The sequence below is a fragment of the Levilactobacillus parabrevis ATCC 53295 genome, from assembly GCF_001434055.1.
GTDB lineage: Bacteria > Bacillota > Bacilli > Lactobacillales > Lactobacillaceae > Levilactobacillus > Levilactobacillus parabrevis.
This window is the reverse complement of the sequence record NZ_AZCZ01000003.1, coordinates 78,473-96,404: the sequence shown is the minus strand read 5'-3', so window position 1 is coordinate 96,404 and position 17,932 is coordinate 78,473. Positions and strand designations below refer to the sequence as shown.

The 17,932-nt window shown below is 51.1% G+C and carries 23 protein-coding genes and 1 riboswitch; of the genes, 6 read left to right on the top strand and 17 right to left on the bottom strand.

The window, feature by feature from the left end; all coding sequences use genetic code 11:
- Positions 1–84: 84 nt before the first annotated feature.
- The 3 genes from FD07_RS01570 to FD07_RS01560 all read right to left on the bottom strand — a co-directional run bounded on the left by FD07_RS01570 (position 85) and on the right by FD07_RS01560 (position 1,223).
- Positions 85–330 (bottom strand): DUF2922 domain-containing protein, encoded by a 246-nt coding sequence (locus FD07_RS01570; RefSeq protein WP_020088509.1) that lies wholly within the window; start codon positions 328–330, stop codon positions 85–87.
- 31 nt (positions 331–361) lie between these two features.
- Positions 362–559, bottom strand: a complete 198-nt coding sequence (locus FD07_RS01565) for a hypothetical protein (RefSeq protein ID WP_020088508.1) — start codon at positions 557–559, stop codon at positions 362–364.
- Between the two features lie 103 nt (positions 560–662).
- A complete protein-coding gene (locus tag FD07_RS01560) occupies positions 663–1,223 on the bottom strand; it encodes a sigma-70 RNA polymerase sigma factor region 4 domain-containing protein (RefSeq protein WP_020088507.1) in 561 nt (186 codons plus the stop codon).
- A gap of 432 nt (positions 1,224–1,655) precedes the next feature.
- Here FD07_RS01560 and FD07_RS01555 point away from each other — a divergent pair, with 432 nt between their 5' ends.
- Positions 1,656–2,759 carry a hypothetical protein gene (locus FD07_RS01555; protein ID WP_020088506.1) on the top strand — a complete coding sequence of 368 codons (1,104 nt, stop codon included), beginning with the start codon at positions 1,656–1,658 and terminating at the stop codon, positions 2,757–2,759.
- Positions 2,760–2,828: 69 nt separating this feature from the next.
- On the opposite strand, the gene FD07_RS01550 is transcribed toward FD07_RS01555, so the two are convergent.
- The 14 genes from FD07_RS01550 to FD07_RS01490 form a co-directional block, all read right to left on the bottom strand.
- The gene (locus tag FD07_RS01550; RefSeq protein ID WP_020088505.1) at positions 2,829–3,125 is read right to left on the bottom strand and encodes a hypothetical protein; all 297 of its coding nucleotides are present in this window, start codon (positions 3,123–3,125) and stop codon (positions 2,829–2,831) included.
- Positions 3,126–3,192: 67 nt separating this feature from the next.
- Positions 3,193–3,531 (bottom strand): hypothetical protein, encoded by a 339-nt coding sequence (locus FD07_RS01545; RefSeq protein WP_020088504.1) that lies wholly within the window; start codon positions 3,529–3,531, stop codon positions 3,193–3,195.
- A gap of 4 nt (positions 3,532–3,535) precedes the next feature.
- Positions 3,536–4,144, bottom strand: coding sequence for a hypothetical protein (locus tag FD07_RS01540; protein ID WP_051089589.1), 609 nt, complete (start codon positions 4,142–4,144; stop codon positions 3,536–3,538).
- Positions 4,145–4,415: 271 nt separating this feature from the next.
- A complete protein-coding gene (locus tag FD07_RS12710) occupies positions 4,416–4,541 on the bottom strand; it encodes a hypothetical protein (protein ID WP_020088502.1) in 126 nt (41 codons plus the stop codon).
- Positions 4,542–4,568: 27 nt separating this feature from the next.
- The gene (locus FD07_RS01535; protein ID WP_020088501.1) at positions 4,569–4,952 is read right to left on the bottom strand and encodes a hypothetical protein; all 384 of its coding nucleotides are present in this window, start codon (positions 4,950–4,952) and stop codon (positions 4,569–4,571) included.
- A 348-nt stretch (positions 4,953–5,300) separates the two neighbouring features.
- Positions 5,301–5,684 carry a hypothetical protein gene (locus tag FD07_RS01530; protein WP_020088500.1) on the bottom strand — a complete coding sequence of 128 codons (384 nt, stop codon included), beginning with the start codon at positions 5,682–5,684 and terminating at the stop codon, positions 5,301–5,303.
- A gap of 13 nt (positions 5,685–5,697) precedes the next feature.
- Positions 5,698–5,997 (bottom strand): hypothetical protein, encoded by a 300-nt coding sequence (locus tag FD07_RS01525; RefSeq protein ID WP_235804773.1) that lies wholly within the window; start codon positions 5,995–5,997, stop codon positions 5,698–5,700.
- 1 nt (position 5,998) lies between these two features.
- Positions 5,999–7,297, bottom strand: coding sequence for a Y-family DNA polymerase (locus FD07_RS01520; protein WP_020088498.1), 1,299 nt, complete (start codon positions 7,295–7,297; stop codon positions 5,999–6,001).
- 640 nt (positions 7,298–7,937) lie between these two features.
- The gene (gene thiE / locus FD07_RS01515) at positions 7,938–8,594 is read right to left on the bottom strand and encodes a thiamine phosphate synthase (RefSeq protein WP_020088497.1); all 657 of its coding nucleotides are present in this window, start codon (positions 8,592–8,594) and stop codon (positions 7,938–7,940) included.
- Positions 8,594–9,409, bottom strand: coding sequence for a bifunctional hydroxymethylpyrimidine kinase/phosphomethylpyrimidine kinase (gene thiD, locus FD07_RS01510; RefSeq protein WP_020088496.1), 816 nt, complete (start codon positions 9,407–9,409; stop codon positions 8,594–8,596). The genes thiE and thiD overlap by 1 nt, the downstream gene beginning before the upstream one ends.
- Positions 9,410–9,426: 17 nt before the next feature.
- A complete protein-coding gene (thiM, locus tag FD07_RS01505) occupies positions 9,427–10,215 on the bottom strand; it encodes a hydroxyethylthiazole kinase (RefSeq protein ID WP_020088495.1) in 789 nt (262 codons plus the stop codon).
- Between the two features lie 462 nt (positions 10,216–10,677).
- Positions 10,678–10,783: riboswitch (TPP riboswitch) on the bottom strand.
- A 47-nt stretch (positions 10,784–10,830) separates the two neighbouring features.
- Positions 10,831–11,667 (bottom strand): oxidoreductase, encoded by an 837-nt coding sequence (locus FD07_RS01500; RefSeq protein ID WP_020088494.1) that lies wholly within the window; start codon positions 11,665–11,667, stop codon positions 10,831–10,833.
- Positions 11,668–11,678: 11 nt separating this feature from the next.
- A complete protein-coding gene (locus FD07_RS01495; RefSeq protein WP_020088493.1) occupies positions 11,679–12,446 on the bottom strand; it encodes an ABC transporter permease in 768 nt (255 codons plus the stop codon).
- A complete protein-coding gene (locus tag FD07_RS01490) occupies positions 12,443–13,093 on the bottom strand; it encodes an ABC transporter ATP-binding protein (protein ID WP_020088492.1) in 651 nt (216 codons plus the stop codon). Before FD07_RS01490 ends, FD07_RS01495 begins: the two co-directional genes overlap by 4 nt.
- A 751-nt stretch (positions 13,094–13,844) precedes the next feature.
- Between FD07_RS01490 and rlmD the strand changes: the two genes are divergently transcribed.
- The 5 genes from rlmD (at position 13,845) to FD07_RS01465 (ending at position 17,862) form a co-directional block, all read left to right on the top strand.
- Positions 13,845–15,347 (top strand): 23S rRNA (uracil(1939)-C(5))-methyltransferase RlmD, encoded by a 1,503-nt coding sequence (gene rlmD / locus FD07_RS01485; protein WP_020088491.1) that lies wholly within the window; start codon positions 13,845–13,847, stop codon positions 15,345–15,347.
- Positions 15,348–15,524: 177 nt separating this feature from the next.
- Positions 15,525–15,980, top strand: coding sequence for a hypothetical protein (locus tag FD07_RS01480; protein WP_020088490.1), 456 nt, complete (start codon positions 15,525–15,527; stop codon positions 15,978–15,980).
- A 219-nt stretch (positions 15,981–16,199) separates the two neighbouring features.
- Positions 16,200–17,057, top strand: a complete 858-nt coding sequence (locus FD07_RS01475) for a DUF368 domain-containing protein (protein WP_020088489.1) — start codon at positions 16,200–16,202, stop codon at positions 17,055–17,057.
- A 135-nt stretch (positions 17,058–17,192) separates the two neighbouring features.
- A complete protein-coding gene (locus FD07_RS01470) occupies positions 17,193–17,540 on the top strand; it encodes a type II toxin-antitoxin system RelE/ParE family toxin (RefSeq protein WP_020088488.1) in 348 nt (115 codons plus the stop codon).
- A complete protein-coding gene (locus FD07_RS01465) occupies positions 17,533–17,862 on the top strand; it encodes a helix-turn-helix transcriptional regulator (RefSeq protein WP_020088487.1) in 330 nt (109 codons plus the stop codon). Before FD07_RS01470 ends, FD07_RS01465 begins: the two co-directional genes overlap by 8 nt.
- Positions 17,863–17,932 lie beyond the last annotated feature (70 nt).

Genomic DNA, 17,932 nt, shown 5'->3' with positions numbered 1-17,932 from the left:
ACCCCAACCGGCCACCACACCTCACAAGGAAGTGGCGACCGCCGGGGTGTTGCGTTACGGGTGATTAACTACAGATGGTACGGGTTAGACGGCGGGTACCGGTACGGGTTGTGGTCCGCCCACTAAGGCCGTCTTGGTCGTTTCCACGATTTCGGCACGCAGGGGTTCGGCGTACAGGTCCACCTCGCCCTTGGCGAATAACTTGGCATCAGCAACTTGCTTCATCAGTGCTTGGACTTCCGTTGGCGTGAGATCGGCGTTGACGTACTTGAGACGCAGGTGCTTGACGCGTTTGTCGGAACCTTTAAAACTCAATTCTAATGTCTTCATAGAGAGACTTCCTTTCTATTCTGCGGGAGAGTTAGGCGACGGCGCTTTGGCTGGACACAACGGCGTTGCGGAACGGTAAGCCGGTCAAACCGGAGAGGACGGTGCCGAAATCTTCGACTTGCTTGGCGGCTGGCGCGTTGACCGCATTTTGTAGCACGATCTTAATGGGCTGGTCGTCGATACCGGCGAAGATGAAGGTGATAGTCGTTTTCTTCCAATTTGTTTGCATGGGTGGTGCTCCTTCCGTGGTGCGAAATTTTATAAGTGGCTGGCCAACCCTTACACTTATTACTAATGTAAAAAATCGGAAATCAGTCTCACTTATTTTCAAATTATTCCAAAAAACTTTCTGGTGGGGCCAAATGATGGACCAATCGACGTAGCAGTGACCGCCGCCACCGAAAGACGGTCGCCCGGCCAACACCGTGCTTGGCAGCAATCTCCTCCGGTGTGAGCTGATCGATTAAGGTGCCGACCAGGAATCGCCATTCGCCGGTATTCCCCGCGCCACCAATCAGCTTGATGAGGTACGTGCGAAAGTCGTTGAGCCCAATGGCGTTCAGAATATCTTCGTCGCTAGCCAGCTCATCAATGATCGGCGTGTGGTCCCCCGGCTCCATGGGAATATCCTGACGACGATTGTTGCGTAGTTGATTGCCGACGTGCCAGACTAGCGCCTGCTGAGCGAACGCCAACAACTGGTGAGGCTGGCTTTCCGGGTCACCGGGAAAGTCGGCGTAGGCCTGAGGAAAGTACAACCGGGCCTCTTGGAGGTAATCCTCGTAGTCGTCCTGATCCGGCCGTAACCTTAAGCGTTTCAGGGCGGCGTAAATAATAGTTTCGTGATCGCCGGTGTACAAGAAGCGGTACGCGGCGGCGTTATCGGTGGTCAATATGAATCATCCCTTCACTCGTGGTGATCCATAGCGCTATGGTCAGCCCCCACTTTACCGGAGTTCGGCGATAACACCTAAGGCGGATTATTTCGCAAAATAGGTGGAAAATTCAGCTTAATTTCACCTGTTTTCATCGGAAAATCGCGAAAAAGCCGGCACACCGTGATTGACGCTCCGGCCCGTTATTTCGGGAATTAGGGTGATTTTTTACTTTTGGCCACAAAATAAATTTCGGATTTTGTTCCCTCATACTGACTATTTTGTGGTATAAATAGTTATGTGATACGAATTTAGTGTGCCTAGAAGGTTTTCGTGCAACGCAACTATCGCGATTGAAAGCGCATTCGTTAGTGAATAGACGCTATCTTTGGTTGGTCGTCGAGCATGGTACCCTACCTGACCCACAATTTCAGGAGGAGATTCGGACATATGAAGAAAGCAGTTCTATTGACCACTGTCGCTGCGGCCGCCCTATTATTTGGCGGGTCGACCACGCTGGCACAGGCCAAGACATATAATCAAAAGGGTAACGCGCTGGCAAACTACAACGTCAAGAAGTACAAGACGGTCAAGAATAAGAATTTATTCGTGAAGCGCTATACGTTTAAGACCAGCTACAGCAACATCTTTCAGACCAAGCCAACCAGCATCCACACGACTAAGGGGAAGAAAGCAACCTTCAAGTCCAACGTCTTCTTGCCAGTAACCTACAACAAGTCCGCTGACTGGGGCAATCCTCAAGCCGAGGCCCTGTCCAAGGATGGCAACACGCTGTACGAACTGATCACCAAGAACGGCAGCAACCGCGGCTGGATCGTTAAGTACAACTTGGGCAAGCTCCGTAGCAAATTTGGCGTCAGCCACAGTCACATGGATGCACTGCGCCGGGCTTCCTACGACCACGCCACTAAGAACATGACCAGCAAGGACAAGCAGATCATGAAGTACGTCAAGGTTGGCCCCATGTTCAATACTGGTCATGGTCAATCACTGGCCATGAACCCCAAGAATGGGAAACTCTGGTTCATCGGTAAGCCAGTTGCCGTCAAGACCAACGTTCAACGGGTCAGCACCAGCAGCCTAAAGCCAATCACTAAGATCAACTTTAAGCTGAAGAGTACCGTCACGATGGGCTCTAACCTGACGTTTGATAAGCATGGGAATGCCTACTTCTTCACCTACTCCAATGGCGGTTGGGCGCCTAAGGGTGCGGTCAAGATCTACAAGGGGAAGATTGGCAGCAAGTCCGTCAAGTTCCACTTGGTTATGCAGGGTCTGCGCAACCGTCCTGGGACCAAGCCACAGTCAATGGCCTACAACGCCAAGCGTAACCGGCTGTACTTCGTCTCTGACAGTAGCATCTCATCCATCCCTGCTTCCAAATTGGGCAAGCTCAAGGCCAGCCAGGTTGAAGGATCTAACTTCAGCGGCAAGCGTGAGTTCGAAGGAATTCAATTCGCCAAGAACGGTGCCAGCTACCTATTAGTCAACAAGGGTGCTGAATTAATGCAAGCAACTAACAACAAATTCTAAATTTTCAACTTAAAAAGCCAGTGTCCCCTGCGACGGTTACGTCGTGGGAACACTGGCTTTTTGTTGGTCTTAGATGGCATTGGCTTGTTGCGCGAGGTGGTAGACTGTATCAAGAAATTCATCGAGATCTTCAAAGACTTCAAAATCATCAAAATAGGGATCACGTTCTTGGACTGCTTCGAAATCAGGACCAGCCGTTTTTAGCATATGAATACTATACAAGGATCCCGGACCCCTTGCCCGTTCATTCAAAGACCGCCACTGCAAACTCACATCATCTGGATTGAGACTCGCATGGTGATAGGCAACTGCCCGCTCGTAAAATTTGGAAATGACGACGAAATGAAAGTATTTGTACGCAAACATTCTGACGACCTACTTTCTGCGTTTTCCGTTCTTGAACATAGCTTCTAACTGTTAGATTCCTAAAAAACTATTTTGTACTCTGCTCTAGTCCTAAAGTTTTCGCCGTCCACAACCGCCCCAGGGCGTTATGAGCGACAGCTGAACGATAAACAGCGTCCAAAAACTCACCCATGCTTTCAAAAACCTCAAAATCATCAAAATACGGATCACGAGCCTGAACTGACTTGAAGTCTGTCCCTACCGTCTTCAACATGTGAATACCGTAAAGATAACCTGGCACTCGCGTCTGTTGGTTGAGCAATTCCTTATGATCCATAACATCGTCACCATCCGTACTGGCATAATGATAAGCTAACGATTGGCTACCAAATTTAGCGATAACTACTAAATGAATATATTTGTACATCAAATCACTCACCCTTCAACTTACGATGCTCTTTATCATGCCGAGCATGTTCAAACCTATTTTTGTATTCCCTGTTCTCATCCCATATTTGTAATTCCCATGGAAAATAACGCTTGTCAGTTTGAAAGTAACAGTGTGTCGCTAAATAATCACCATCATGTCGCGTATAGTAACGTGTGATGACGCCTTTACTTTTCAAGTTATTTAGCCTTTCTTCCAGTTCATTATGCTGTTGTTCAATTCCAGTCAAGATGATCCTCGCACCAAATAAATCATTTAAAATCTTCGCTACATACCGGTCTTTTCCAATGTTGTAGCGAATCTTAGCTTGTATCGTAGACCGTAACTTTATACGATAACGAAAATCATAATTATCCCGCAAATGATTTAGACGCCTTAGTTTCAACGTCTCTTTATCATTAAGCGCGTCTACATAATCTTCAATTAATTTTTCAATTATTAACCAATGTTTATTTCCAGCTTCAATTTTTACGTGTTTCGTATTTTTCAATTCGTCATGACACCTGAAGTCCTCATAAAAATTTAGGCTAAAAGTATCATACACATCTTTAATCGTAATTGCCACTTCTTCAATTATCGCAAGATTATCCATCAGCACCATCATTCCCGGAGTATTTAGGTTACGCTACTTAACTCCGTAAAATGTGGCCAAATATTTTTAATGATTGCGATAATTTACCCTTTTTCTCAACACAAATACTGCTCAAACTTGTTCCACAATGTTATACTGAGCCCGAGACGGACCGGCACTTTGATCGGTTCCGCCTGGAATAACTACCATAACTCAATCTCCAACAAAGGGAACATCGACGCCTGCCCGGCGCTGACGTTCCCTTTGCTAACTTCTATCGGTAAAAATCGGGCTACAATAAAGCGAAAATAACACCAATCATCAATAAGACGGCTAGGCCAATGCCGGCCTCATACTTTCCCCGGCGCGGTGTGCGCTCCAAGCGTAAGGTGAGGTGGGGTCCGTCGACTAATTTCATGATGGTTCTCCTTTCACGAGTCCAGAGTTACTGCAATCTGCCTAAATAGTGAAAGTCTGGATCACGACCGACCGTATAACAGGCAAAGGCCTTGGCCAGTTCGTTGTGAAACGTGACCAGAATTGCGGGAGTGGCCCACGTCGAAGCCGCCCAGAAGACGGTATCGTCGGGTTCCCGGGGATCATTGGGGTACCGGTAATATCCCTGTTGCTCGTCCCAAATCGTGCCTTGGGTGTTCAGCCAATCCTCAGCCAGTCCCGCTTGCACCACCGCCATGACGTCGTGATTATCACGAATCAAGGCTGCCAGGGTCGCCCAGTCCAATTGCCAATCATGCTGCTTCGGCAATTGTGACCGGGTTCCCAGCGGCGTGTGGCGGAGGGCAATTGGCGTTAAATCAATAAAATCCATGCTCACGACCTCCTAGCGTTTTACCCTTATCATAACGCATCGCTAGGTAAATGGCCGGTAACGGGTTGGGTTACCCCAACCCTACAGGAGTTTATCGAAAATAGCGACCTTTATCGTACCCATGGACTTAGTGACTAACGGCCTGTGCAGTCCAGTCGGTTGTTCATCCAGCTTCACAATTATTAGAGCCAAACGGTCCTCAGATTGTTAATTATCTGGGGGCCATTTTTCACTGCCTATCATACATGAAAGCGCTTAAAATTGCGACACTTATCACATCGATACATTTAGTTGGTTAACCATCAGCCTATCTCATTCATTAGATAACTATCGTGAATTTTGAGTAGCCTAACGTACCCACGCCACCCAGCGGATTTCGGTCAACGTTAAATAGCGGAACCGATCATTCGCTAGTTGCAGGACAATATGGTCTTCGTTAACGCCGGCAACGATACCGTCCACCGTCGTTATAACCTGGTTATCATCCAAGATATTCAGCTGCAAATGGACCGGCTGCTGCGCGTGCCAAGCGGCCGCCAGCTCGCGGCCGATCTCTGTCAGTGGCTGTTGTGGCTGGGCTTGTTCGACCCGTTCTGCGGCATGCATTTTAGCCAAAGCACTCGTATGGTCGGACAGGTAAAAGCCCCCCCACTTCAGCATCCCCCGGTCATGATAGTCCCGGTGGAAGAATTCAGTTGCTAGCTTATCATCAGAGGCCTGGTGTAAGATCATGACCCATCACTTCCTAGCGCACCCAGCGCTGGCTCTCCGGCCAACGCACGTGCCCAAAGTTAATAAAGTTCAGGGACAACTGAGTCTGTATCTTGAGTGCCCCAATGACTTGTTCCAGAATTTCGAGGTCGGTCGTTTGGAGGGTGTGTAGCGGAATTGACCGCTCACGGTGGCCTTTACGCTGGATGTCCATAAAGAAATTAGTGGTCTGCGCGTACTGATCATGAACGACATCAATCCGATACTGACAGTGCCACTGCGCCGCAAATAATTTATCCGCTCGCACATAAATTAAGTCGGCTTCCTTCTGCACATCAATCAAAGCTATTCCCCCCATTGTGACCACCAACCAGTGCCGCCCGTCGGAGCATCGTTCCGCCAGGCATCAAACTGCTGGCTGGAATGACCGCGGTCTTGCCGAACTTATCCCGAAGTTCATCAATGACGCGGTCGAAGCGTTCATCCTTAATCTGCCGGTGTGGATCTTGGAAAATGTCGAGTTGCAGGCCGCGACTTGCGTTCAGCCGCGATAACCCCACACCGATATTACGAATAGACTGACCTTCCCAGTGTTGGCGAAACAGCCGCAGTAATGCCGCGATAATCGTCTGCGCACTATCAGTTGGGTCAATCCGACAGCTGTGATGGAAGCCACTGCGCCCATCGTCCGCTTCACCCACACGGGCAAACCCAATAGATAGGCTGACGCAACCTGCCTGCTGACGGTGATGCCGCATTCGCGACGTGGTCTGCTGGCCGATCTCCCGGATCACCAGCTCAATCTCCTGCTGCACCTTATAGTCACGCGGCAGAACCTGCGAATTACTCCAGCTCTTCTCCTTGGCCGGCCGGAGCTCATGCAGGTGGCTCCGGTCGATACCCCAGGCCAGTGCAAATAACTGGGCACCAATCATCCCCATCTCTGCACGTAACTCGTAGGGGTTGACCATCGCTAAGTCACGCATGCTATGAATACCCAGTCGCTGCAGATGTGCGGCCGTCCGGTGGCCAATGCTCCACACTTTCTCGAGATTGGTAATTGGCCATATTTTCTCTGGAAAGGTCTCATAAGTCAGCCGCCCGATCAACTCGTGATCGTGTTTGGCTTGCAGGTCAAGGGCCAGCTTGGCCTGCACCGGATTTTCGCCAATACCCACGGTCGTGTAAAGTCCCAGCTCCCGGCGAATCCGCAGTTGAATCCGCCGCGCCACAATCTCGGGGGTCGGCCCAAACAAACGCCAGGACTTGGTCATATCCAGGATTGATTCATCGATCGAGTATGGAAATAGGTCGTTATCGGCCACATACTCCCGGAAAATTTTGTTGATCTTCAAATTTTCCTGGATATACAAGTTCATTCGCGGCGGGACGACTAGAATTCGGGGGTCATCGGGCACCTCATATTGGCGCGACACATTGCTAATGCCGAAGAGTTTCTTAGCCATCGGTGAAGCGGCCAGCACCAGACCGCTCCCAGTATTATCGGCTTCGGACATCACCACAATCACCGAACGTAACGGATTTAATCCCCGCGCAGCGCTCTCGACACTGGCGTAAAAGGACTTATTATCAATCATGAAAAACATACCGTGTGGCTCATTTCGATAATCCATCACCGCGCCCCCCCTTTGCTGATGTTCTTATTATACGAACATTTGTTCGGTAATGCAAGCCTGATTTCAAAAAATTTAGATTGGTGGCCAAACATACCAGTGCCGTTACCGTTAAACGCGGTAACGCGGAATTTTTTCCGATGAGCACTACTCGCTTCTAAACATTTAGGTTCAGTACCAATCGCATCCTATTCCGGTATACTTAGTGTACGGTTTAACCACAGAATTATATTATTCAGTAAACTAGTTCACCTAACAAATCGCTATTCACCCACAGTGGTTATGCCCATGAACACCTTATGTGCCAAATTAATAAAGTTTTCTATTTCGGTAGCTTTTCTCAAATATCCGTGTTATTATGTACTTGTGAAGTTAGCCCTAGTCAACTAGCTTCTTCAACTTTAAATGCGAAATCAGCCTTACCGTCACTTAAACGCGGTAAGACTGATTTTGTTTTTTACAGCCAATTTTATATTTTTCAATGATGTTACAATATTAATGAATCGTTACAAACCAGTCATATCTAATTTCACAATCTGGCCTTAGACCACTAAAAAAGCTGCCGATGCGGGAAAAATACACTCCCCCGTCGGCAGCTTTCGCTATATCGTTTTCATTAATTAAGTAATTAATAATCAGTCTATCCCGCTACGAATGCCATCCGCATTGCCGCGGTATCCGCTTGCGGATCGGTACTCTGCGTCAACAGCGTGATCACAGCAACCCCGGCCGCACCGGTGGCAGCGATGGCCGGCAAACTCGCTACCGCCACACCACCAATGGCCACGATAGGCACGGTCGCCTGTTCGACGAGCGCCTTCAGGCCAGTCACGCCCATGACGGGGTCGGCATCGGCCTTAGAGGTCGTTGGGTAAATCGGACCGCTGCCAATGTAGGAAATCCCCTTGATTTGGTTCGCCTTAGCCACCTGTTCCGCCGTATTGCAGGACAGACCCACGAACATATCGCGGTCAGCTACCGCGTTGAGGACCTTCGTGATCTTTTCATCGCTCTGACCGACGTGAATCCCATCAGCCTGCAGTAACAACGCCAAGTCCACGTCGTCATCCACGATAAACGGCACACTGGCTTCGTGACATTGGTCGCGCAAATCGCTACCTAACGCTACGCGCTGTTCCGGCGTCAACTGGCTAGCACCCTTATCTCTAAATTGAAACGCCGTGATGCCGGCCTTTAACATCGTCGCCAACACGTCACGCAAATCTTGACCGGGAACATCTTGGCTTCCCGCCACAAAGTACGCCCGTAATAGACCGGGCTCAAAAGTTACTGACATTAGTGCGCACCTCCCTGACCATAAGCCCAATGATTCAGTGGACCGTGGCCATTTCCAACTGCAATGGGATTGGCAATGGCTGCCGTCACGTAGTCCTTACCAATGCGAATGGCCGACTCAAAATCCTGGCCCTTCGCCAATTCCGCTGTGATGCATGAGGATAACGTATCCCCCGTGCCGTGAGTCCGTACGGTATCCACGCGTGGTGCCGACAACCAGAAGGATCGGCCATCCGCCAACAAGACAAAATCACTAGCCTTGTCCGGCGTCGCCTCATGGCCCCCCTTAATGATCACGTTCTTGGCACCCAAGTCCTGTAAGACAACTGCCGCCGACTCCATGGCTTTTTCATCGGCAATCTTGATGTTTGTCAGTCGTTCAGCCTCGGGCAAATTCGGTGTCAAAACGTCGGCCAATGGCACTAATTCATCCCGCACCGTCGCCACGGCATCGTCCGCTAACAATGCAGCTCCGCCCTTGGCAATCATCACCGGATCAACCGTGAGTGGTCCAAAATCATATTTCTTCAAATTCTCTACCACACCATGGACGTGTTCCGCATCCGCTAGCATTCCCGTCTTGCAGGCCCGAATCTTCAAATCAGCTGCTAATGATGCAAATTGTTCATCGACCAATTTCTGTGGTAAGGCCATGAAGTCCTGAACGCCCAACGTATTCTGCGCGGTCACCGCGACAACCACTGCCGTCCCAAAGACGTTGCGTTCCTGCATCGTCTTCAAGTCGGCCATGACACCGGCACCGCCGCCGCTGTCAGTCCCCGCGATCGTTAACGTTTGTGGAAATTCATTTGCCATCCTTACTCATCCCTTCTTTACTGATGGGCCGCGATTGCGTTGATCTGAGCAGTCGTGGTCAATTGTAGCCCGTCCATTAATTGGACGCTGAAGCTGCCGGCACCGAGGTTCGGCGTGGCCTGAGCCACCCGTTCACCAATTGCCGCAAAGACCAGACAAGCCGTCTGGGCCGCTTCAAAATAATCCGGTTCAACGGCGCAAAATGCCGCCACGATACTTGATAACATATCACCAGACCCAACGTGGACCTGGAACAATGGCGTGCCGTTCAGCACCTTGACGACCCGCGTGCCATCGGTGATGACATCGGTCGGCCCGGACAGGATCACGACACAATTTAATTTCTGCGCACACGCCTGGGCAATTGCCACCAGGTCGCCGGTCCCCTCACCGGCATCGATGCCTTTCGCCTGCCAGTCCACATCGGCCAACGCCGCAATCTCACCGGCATTGCCACGAATCACGTCCGGGTGAAAATGGGTCAACAAATTGTTGGCGACCATCTTACGATAAGCCACCGCCCCCACAGCCACGGGATCAATCACTAGCGGCTTGTGTTGCTGGTTCGCAACCTCGCCGACCTTGCGGATCTGCTCGACCTGCGTCTGGGTAAATGCCCCTAGGTTAAGGCACACGGCACTGGATAAGCCGACCATTTCGCCAGCCTCCGCGACCTCCTCAGACATGATGGGTGACGCGCCCAACGCATTGAGCCCGTTGGCCACATCCTGGACCGTGACGAAGTTGGAGATGTTGAAGACGATTGGGTTCTGGTGGCGCAAGGTGTCTAACAAGTCTACTTTCATTTTTCTTCCCCCTTAGGAATACCTGATACGTTCGCAAAAAGTCACGCGTTTCGCCTACGACAGGCAAGGATTCCGCCTGCTGTGGGGACCGGTCCAAGCCACAGAGCGGTCTTGGACCTCGACTTGAAGCCGCCAAAATTCAGCCGGCTCCAAGCTCGTCCCATGGCCTAACCTGGCAAAGACCACCAGCTAAGGCCATCGTCACGGCCGGCTACATCCCTGCCTGTCTCCGGCTACACTCACTTTTAGCGAACACATCGCTTTCACTACAACCGACGCTTTACACTTACTCTTTATCAACATTTTCACGGTATCTCGCCACTTGGCTCCGACCACCGCGATACTACCCCCACTAAGTCGTGTTCCCAACGTTCTCGTTGCCCCGGCAACCTATTCGACCACTACTTCAGTCCAAATTAAAACGGGCCGCTGGCTCACAAAGTTAGTGAACCGGCGGCCCGTTACCGTGCCACGACACATTCCCTTCGCAAGTTTGAGCTTGACAGGTTCCAAGGGATTGCGGTGTTCGCCGCATCTCAGCCCGTCGTGGACACCCCTAGTGTACTGGTTAATTTAAGCATAACAGGTTTTACCGCCACGTCAACGATTCTCGCATTAGCGGGTAATCTGTTCAGCCGCTTTACCAACGACCTGCCACAGACGGTCAATCGTCTTATCAGACAAGAACCGCTGTGCCCACAAAATTTGGCTCCCTGCACCCGCCGAATAGCGAGTCTTAGGCCGCCGAGACAGTGCTGCCTTGTCCACCAACCGAGCGATAACCTTAGGCTTGCTGGAGAACTTTTTGACAGCCTTTAAAATGGCTGCTGCTCGACTGGCATCCTTCTCGTAAGGGCCGTTCGCCGACAGCGCTTGTAAATGGTCGGCCGCAATGTCCGCCCATTCCGATTGGATGGCGCCCGGTTCGATCACTGCCACGTGAACTCCCTGAGGTTGCAGTTCCATGCGCAACGCATCCGACAGACCTTCCAGTGCAAATTTCGACGCGACGTACCACGCACCAAAGGGCTGAGCCACCTTGCCATCGACCGAGGTGATGTTGATGATCCGACCGGCGTGTTGCTGGCGCATCATGGGCAAGACCGACTGAATCAGCCGGGCCGCCCCAAAGAGGTTCACGTTGAACTGGTCTTGGGCCTGTTCCAGGGGAACGTCCTCGACCGCCCCCATCAAGCCATAACCGGCGTTGTTGACCAGGATATCCACCCGACCCGTCTCACTGACGATCCGGTCGACCACACTTTCTACACTGGCTGGATCGGTAATGTCCAGCGCCAAAGTCGTGATTCCCAGATCATCGAGATCGTTCATCCGGCCAACTCGCCGGGCGCCAGCGTAAACCGTGACGCCGTTTCGATGTAAACTCCGGGCAATCGCATTGCCAATCCCTGACGACGCACCCGTAACCAACGCAACTTTTCGATGTACCATATGTTTTCCTCCTAATTTGACGGACCAACTAACTGTTTACGTTCATTGTAGAACTCCCGGTAGGCCCAGTAACAGGCCAGTACCGAGCCAATACTGGTCGCCGACATCAACATGAAGGTGACCATGATTTGATATTTAATCGCTCGGACCGGATCTACGCCGGCAAAAATCAATCCGGACATCATCCCCGGCAGACTCACGATCCCCACAGTTTTAGCAGAGTCGATGGTCGGTTGCATGCCCGTCTTGATGCTGGCCCGGACGATATCGCGGGAAGCATCCTTTAAATCAGCCCCCAGCGCTAACTTTTCCAAAACTGCTTGCCGTTCCTGCTTGAACTCCGCATTGAGATTGCGGTAACACAGGCCGATGGCAACCATCGAATTCGACGCAATCATCCCTGAGATTGGAATCATCTGCGCCGGAATAAATTTAATCGCCCCCGCCAACATCAACACACCCAAGGTGACCGCCGTACTGATGAGAATCGCGCCGACGGAAATCGGCAGCGCCCGTGGAATCCCGTTACTACGCTGTTTGGCGTTATAGCCGGCATTAAAGATAATAATCAAGATCAAGACTGCCGTGAGCCAAACGTTAGCCACGCGGAAGACATATTTCAACAGGTACCCGACCACAAATAGCTGAATGACGGCCCGCACGACCCCGATGATCATGTCGCGGTCGATCCCCAGCTTCTCGTGCCACCCAATCGCCAGGGCAATCATCACCAGACCTAATGCCAGAATCAACGACTGATTGTTCACTGCTAGATTCATCGTGCACCTCCCGTGACGCGCCCGTCGGCCAAGCTCAACAGCCGTGTCGCCGCATCGATCTCCGATTGATCGTGCGTGATGGCAATAATCGTAATCCCATCATCACCGTTAAAATGCCGAATCATCGACCAGACAAACGCCTTGTTCTCAGCATCCAGACCAGCGGTGACCTCATCTAAAATCAAGACTTCGGGATAAATCATCACGTTTCGTAGCAAGGCCACCCGTTGCCGCTGACCGCCAGACAGATCAATGACGGCTTTATCCAGATCACCGGCAGCTAAACCCACGTAGTCCAGCGCCGCCACCGCCCGTTGCTCATCGAACGGTAACTGACGAATCTGATACGGAAAGCTCAGATTGTCGCGCACGGTTTCACCGAATAGAGTCGGCTGTTGAAAACTATACGAGACCCGACGCCGATACGCGACCGGATCATAGGTATCAATAGATTTTCCGGCAAAGTTCAGTTCACCACTGGTTCGACTCAGAAGCGACGCGATGATCCGCACTAGCGTAGACTTCCCGCTCCCAGACGGTCCGGCAATGGTCACCCACTCGCCGGCATTGATGGTTAGGTCGATATCTTCCAGGATTGTTGTTTCCCCGGCTCGGTAGCCGACCCCTTTCAGTTCCAGCAGACTCATAGGCCCCTGCCCCCCTTTGGTTTTAAATTCGATACGGTATAAGTCACCGCCTTACCGGGTGGGGCAAATAAACCGGGACGCGGTGGGCGGACGTCCGGAGCCAAAGAACGGTCTCCGAACTTGTTTTGAACCTCAAAGAACGAGTTTCAAAAGCACCAATTTCCTAAGCGGTAAACCGCTAAGGAAATTCCCACGGCTGGGTTTATTTGCCTCACCCTCACGGCTTACATGGTGGTAAAACCACAGCGACGGCAGTGCCAAGACTAGTGCTACCACTCTGTACGTCAGATTCAATCCACCACAACAATCGTTTTGCATAACCGGACAATATCCACTTCCAGCCAGTGACATCAGCACATGTGGGGTTACCGCCATCTCAGCCGCAGGGGCGGCGAAAATGGGCCCAGCCGTGGGAGTCCTCTTAGCGGTGAACTGCCGCTTAGAGAACTGGTGACTTTAAGACTCGGTCCTCAGAGGCTTGAAGTCAAGCTTCGAGACCGCTCTTCGGCTCGGAGCGTCCGCCCACAGCGCCACGGTCCCATTTTCACCGTCCCGGAGGCGCTGTAATGACGGTAACCGCATATACGCTTATTGTACCTAAATGGGGGCGGCTTGCCTATGGAAACGGCTTCAATTTGACGAAAAAGGCTTGCGGCCCCGGTGAGCTCTAAAGTTTGGTATAATGTTCAAGACCGTAACTGTTCGGAATTAATGAATTAACTTAACTAACGTCAACCTAGTAGGAGAAAATATGCCAAATTATGAGTCAAAGAATCACCGCGGTTATAACGACCGCAATGACCGGCGCCAACACGGTGCTGGCAACCATTACCGGCCTAACAATGATCACCGTCCCAACCGACGGCCACGTCAGGAGACGCCCCAAGTTCAAGTCGAAGTTGGCCAACGTTTCCCACTGACCATCAAGCGCATGGGGATCAATGGTGAAGGTATCGGCTATTACAAGCGGATGGCCGTCTTCATCCCCGGTGCCTTAACGGACGAAGAAGTCGTTGCCGAAGTCACCAGCGTGGCAACGCGCTACCTGCGGGCCAAAATTCACCGCGTCCGCAAGACTAGTCCACACCGCGTGGAACCGCGTGACAGCTACGCCGATCAAGTCGGTGGTTTTGAGTTGGAACACTTAGACTATCCCGGCCAATTGGCCTTCAAGCGAGACGTCGTTGCCCAGTCCCTCGAACGTTACAAGCCCGAAGGCTACCGTCACTATGACCTACACCCAACTCTGGGGATGGACGACCCTTACGGCTACCGTAACAAGGCCCAATTCCAAGTTCGCCGCAACGCCGAAGGTAAGGTTGAGGCTGGCTTGTACGCCGAACGTAGCCATGACCTGGTCGACCTGGAAACTTGTTCCGTTCAGATGCCTGTGACCATGACCGTCATGCGTGCCGTGGTGCAGATGCTCCAGGACTTAGACATGCCAATCTACGATGAAGAAGCCGAATCCGGGATCGTTAAAACACTGGTGGTTCGCGCCGCAGCGCACACCGACGATGTCCAACTGGTGGTCATCACCAATTCATCTAAATTACCACACAAACATGACCTGTTGACGCGGATCGCAGACGAACTGCCCCAAGTCACCTCCGTCATGCAAAACATCAACCCCGGCAAGACCTCCCTCATCTGGGGCGACGAAACGGTTCATTTGGCTGGTGAAGAGACGATTACGGAAAAGCTCGATGGCCTAGCTTTCAAGCTCTCCGCTCGCGCCTTCCTGCAACTGAACCCGGCACAAATGGAAGTCCTCTACGGCGAAGCTAAAAAAGCATTGGACTTACAGCCCGGTGAAACCGTCGTCGATGCGTACTCCGGTATCGGGACGATTGGCCTCTCCCTGGCAGATGTCGCCGAGGAAGTTCGCGGGATGGATGTCATTCCTGAAGCTGTCGCAGATTCCAACGAAAACGCCGCCGCTAACGGCATCACTAACGCCCATTACGAACTCGGCACGGCTGAAGAACTCCTGCCAAAGTGGATCATGAGCGGTTTCCATCCGGATGCCATCGTGGTTGATCCACCCCGCACTGGTTTGGACGACACGTTGATTGAAACCTTACTGGCAGTGCGGCCACCAAAACTGGTCTACATCTCCTGCAACCCCTCAACGTTGGCCAAGGACTTGGTTGACCTGACGCACGATTATCAAGTCGACTACATTCAGTCCGTGGACATGATGCCTCAGACGGCCCGGTGTGAAGCCGTTGTTAAATTAAGCCGCCGGCACTAATCGCCACTTCTCGGTGATTCTTGGTGAGACAGATGTGCGCGCTCGCGGAAACGTGTAGCCACCACTTAACCGGCACCAAATAGTCACCGCCAATAGATTAATAGGCAGACACGTCTTTTCGTGTTAGACTTTTATTTAACGTATAACACTGAATTCTGTAGAAAGTTGGCAAATGACATGCAAGATCCTTTCAAGGGCTTTAACAACGACGATGATCCTGATAACCAAAATGGTGACGGCCCTCAAGGTCTACCGTTACCGCCGAACTACGCTACCGTTGTTAATCCCGAAACGGGGAATATGCGTATCGCCAAGGTCGGATTTTCCTGGACGATGTTTATCTTCCCACCGTTTCCGACCCTCTTCCGGGCTGACTGGTACAATTTGTTCTGTATCATGGGTGTGGAATTAAGTCTCATGATGGTGCTCTCCTTGATGGTTCCCGTCAATCAGCTCGCCCAATTCTTCGCGGTTGGCGGCTGGGAAATGTTGCGCGGCTTCCTGTGGGGATTCCTTTACAACATGATGTACTTCAAGCACCTGTTCACTAAGGGCTTCGTCCCAGCAGACGATCGGTCAAAAGAAATTCTGACCCACGCCCGCTACTGGTCACAACCAAAGAACAATGATTAACCGAACCCTAAGTAAAAGCGCCCAGAACATCACCTGTTCTGAGCGCTTTTGTTATAGATATCGGGATTGATCTCGATTCAAAAATCTCAGCAAGTGAAAATCGTTCCTAAAGTAATTCCTAAATTAGCTCACCCTTAGCCGGTTTTAGTTGCGTCACTACGTGGGATTTGGTAAATTGAGGACTACGACAATAACCGTTAAGTAAAAAAGGAGAAACGCATGCAAACTACGCGATCCGATGGCCCAGTGAAACGCTTCTTTAAGGGCGTGATCATTGCACTAGGCTTCATTCTTCCCGGGGTCTCCGGCGGGGTACTCGCCGCCATCCTGGGCATTTACGAGCGACTACTGGGCTTCATGGCCCATTTCCGACAGAACTTCAAACGTGACTTCTGGTACTTTGTGCCGGTCGGTCTGGGTGGCATCGTGGGTATCGCCCTCCTGTCGGCCCCACTGGAATATCTGCTGGCGCACTGGCAGGTCATCGTGCTATGGGGCTTTGCCGGTGCCATTGTGGGTACGCTTCCCGCACTGATGCAGACGGCCAGCTCCCAGACGCCCCGCGATGCCGCGGACTACGGCTGGTTCTTTGGCACACTGCTGATCAGTGGTGGCCTACTGTACTTCATGAGTGACATCTTCGGCACCCTCCCCGCCAACTTCTGGGGCTTCGTGGTTGCCGGCATTCTGATTGCGCTGGGCGTGCTGGTGCCCGGTCTGAGCCCGTCCAACCTCCTGCTAATTCTAGGATTGTTCACGCCCATGTTGACCGGCTTTAAGAACTTCGACTTATTGGGCGTCTACCTACCGATTGCACTGGGGGGCATGCTGGCCATGATTCTCTTTTCCAAGGGGATGGACTACCTGATTCACCGTTTCCACTCGCGCGTCTACCACTTCATTCTGGGGATTGTGGTCGCCAGCACTATCCTGATTCTGGTGCCCAATTCTCACGCCGCCGAAAGTATTTCTTACGCGGGCGCAACCTGGAGTACCCTGCTATTCAGTGCGCTGGCGCTGGTGGTTGGGATTGGCTTGGGGTATTGGATGAGCCGGTTGGAAATTAAATACAAATAAATTCAAAACTCCGCGAAAAATCGTCTCTTTTTCGCGGAGTTAGTCTATGTATCGCCAATTTAGGTCAATCCCAAATGGCAAGCCTACTTGATTGCTATTTGATAGCGGATTGGCTATCATAAGGAGGATTCATAGATGGAGTTTCAGTATTATGACTGGGAGGAATTCAAAAGGTTTTTAAATTCTCTTCCTAACAAAGATGCAACAGAACTAACCGAGTTAATCTTTAAGATTCAAAAAGTAGGATTTTCTTTTTCCGCAAAACAACAGTGGATCAAAAAGTTATCACAAAATCTCTATGAAATTAGGTCCCGTCGAGCAAATAACATTCAGCGTGTTGTTTACTTTCATGTGGAAAACCACATATTTGTGATATCCCATGGATTCACCAAGAAAACCAACAAGATACCGCTCCATGAAATAAACAAGGCCAAACGCCGCAAAGTTATTTATCTGACCAGAAAGGATTTACACAATGACTAGTAAAATCCAAGAGTATATCGAACAGCGTAGTGCAGCCGATCCCGAATTTGCCGCCCTTGCGCGCCAAGCTGCCTTTAACCTCGATGCAGCTGTTGCCGTCCGTAACCTGCGCGACGAGAAGCACATGACGCAGCGTGCCTTTGCCAAATTAGTCGGTAAACCACAATCGACCATTGCGCGCATCGAGACTGGCGAAATGAACGTTTCGGTTAACTTACTGAATGAGATTGCCGCCGCAACGGGAAAGGGCCTGTCCATCCAGTTCACCAACCCCGATCCCGACGTAGCCACTTCCACGGATCAAGCCTCTACCAACAACTGATTCAGTACTGGATTAGCACCTGAGATAAGTTCTTAGGTGCTTTTTTGATGTTTTTTCCTGTAACCATAAA

Excerpts from the sequence above, each read along its gene's own strand:
- FD07_RS01535 (WP_020088501.1), bottom strand. The coding sequence starts at position 4,952 with ATGGATTTTATTGATTTAACGCCAATTGCCCTCCGCCACACGCCGCTG.
- FD07_RS01550 (WP_020088505.1), bottom strand. The coding sequence starts at position 3,125 with ATGTTTGCGTACAAATACTTTCATTTCGTCGTCATTTCCAAATTTTAC.
- FD07_RS12710 (WP_020088502.1), bottom strand. The coding sequence starts at position 4,541 with ATGAAATTAGTCGACGGACCCCACCTCACCTTACGCTTGGAGCGCACA.
- FD07_RS01500 (WP_020088494.1), bottom strand. The coding sequence starts at position 11,667 with ATGGTACATCGAAAAGTTGCGTTGGTTACGGGTGCGTCGTCAGGGATT.
- FD07_RS01520 (WP_020088498.1), bottom strand. The coding sequence starts at position 7,297 with ATGGATTATCGAAATGAGCCACACGGTATGTTTTTCATGATTGATAAT.
- FD07_RS01545 (WP_020088504.1), bottom strand. The coding sequence starts at position 3,531 with ATGTACAAATATATTCATTTAGTAGTTATCGCTAAATTTGGTAGCCAA.
- FD07_RS01475 (WP_020088489.1), top strand. The coding sequence starts at position 16,200 with ATGCAAACTACGCGATCCGATGGCCCAGTGAAACGCTTCTTTAAGGGC.
- FD07_RS01540 (WP_051089589.1), bottom strand. The coding sequence starts at position 4,144 with ATGGATAATCTTGCGATAATTGAAGAAGTGGCAATTACGATTAAAGAT.
- FD07_RS01570 (WP_020088509.1), bottom strand. The coding sequence starts at position 330 with ATGAAGACATTAGAATTGAGTTTTAAAGGTTCCGACAAACGCGTCAAG.
- thiE (WP_020088497.1), bottom strand. The coding sequence starts at position 8,594 with ATGTCAGTAACTTTTGAGCCCGGTCTATTACGGGCGTACTTTGTGGCG.
- FD07_RS01480 (WP_020088490.1), top strand. The coding sequence starts at position 15,525 with ATGCAAGATCCTTTCAAGGGCTTTAACAACGACGATGATCCTGATAAC.
- FD07_RS01495 (WP_020088493.1), bottom strand. The coding sequence starts at position 12,446 with ATGAATCTAGCAGTGAACAATCAGTCGTTGATTCTGGCATTAGGTCTG.
- thiM (WP_020088495.1), bottom strand. The coding sequence starts at position 10,215 with ATGAAAGTAGACTTGTTAGACACCTTGCGCCACCAGAACCCAATCGTC.
- FD07_RS01555 (WP_020088506.1), top strand. The coding sequence starts at position 1,656 with ATGAAGAAAGCAGTTCTATTGACCACTGTCGCTGCGGCCGCCCTATTA.
- rlmD (WP_020088491.1), top strand. The coding sequence starts at position 13,845 with ATGCCAAATTATGAGTCAAAGAATCACCGCGGTTATAACGACCGCAAT.
- FD07_RS01470 (WP_020088488.1), top strand. The coding sequence starts at position 17,193 with ATGGAGTTTCAGTATTATGACTGGGAGGAATTCAAAAGGTTTTTAAAT.
- thiD (WP_020088496.1), bottom strand. The coding sequence starts at position 9,409 with ATGGCAAATGAATTTCCACAAACGTTAACGATCGCGGGGACTGACAGC.
- FD07_RS01565 (WP_020088508.1), bottom strand. The coding sequence starts at position 559 with ATGCAAACAAATTGGAAGAAAACGACTATCACCTTCATCTTCGCCGGT.
- FD07_RS01465 (WP_020088487.1), top strand. The coding sequence starts at position 17,533 with ATGACTAGTAAAATCCAAGAGTATATCGAACAGCGTAGTGCAGCCGAT.
- FD07_RS01530 (WP_020088500.1), bottom strand. The coding sequence starts at position 5,684 with ATGATCTTACACCAGGCCTCTGATGATAAGCTAGCAACTGAATTCTTC.
- FD07_RS01490 (WP_020088492.1), bottom strand. The coding sequence starts at position 13,093 with ATGAGTCTGCTGGAACTGAAAGGGGTCGGCTACCGAGCCGGGGAAACA.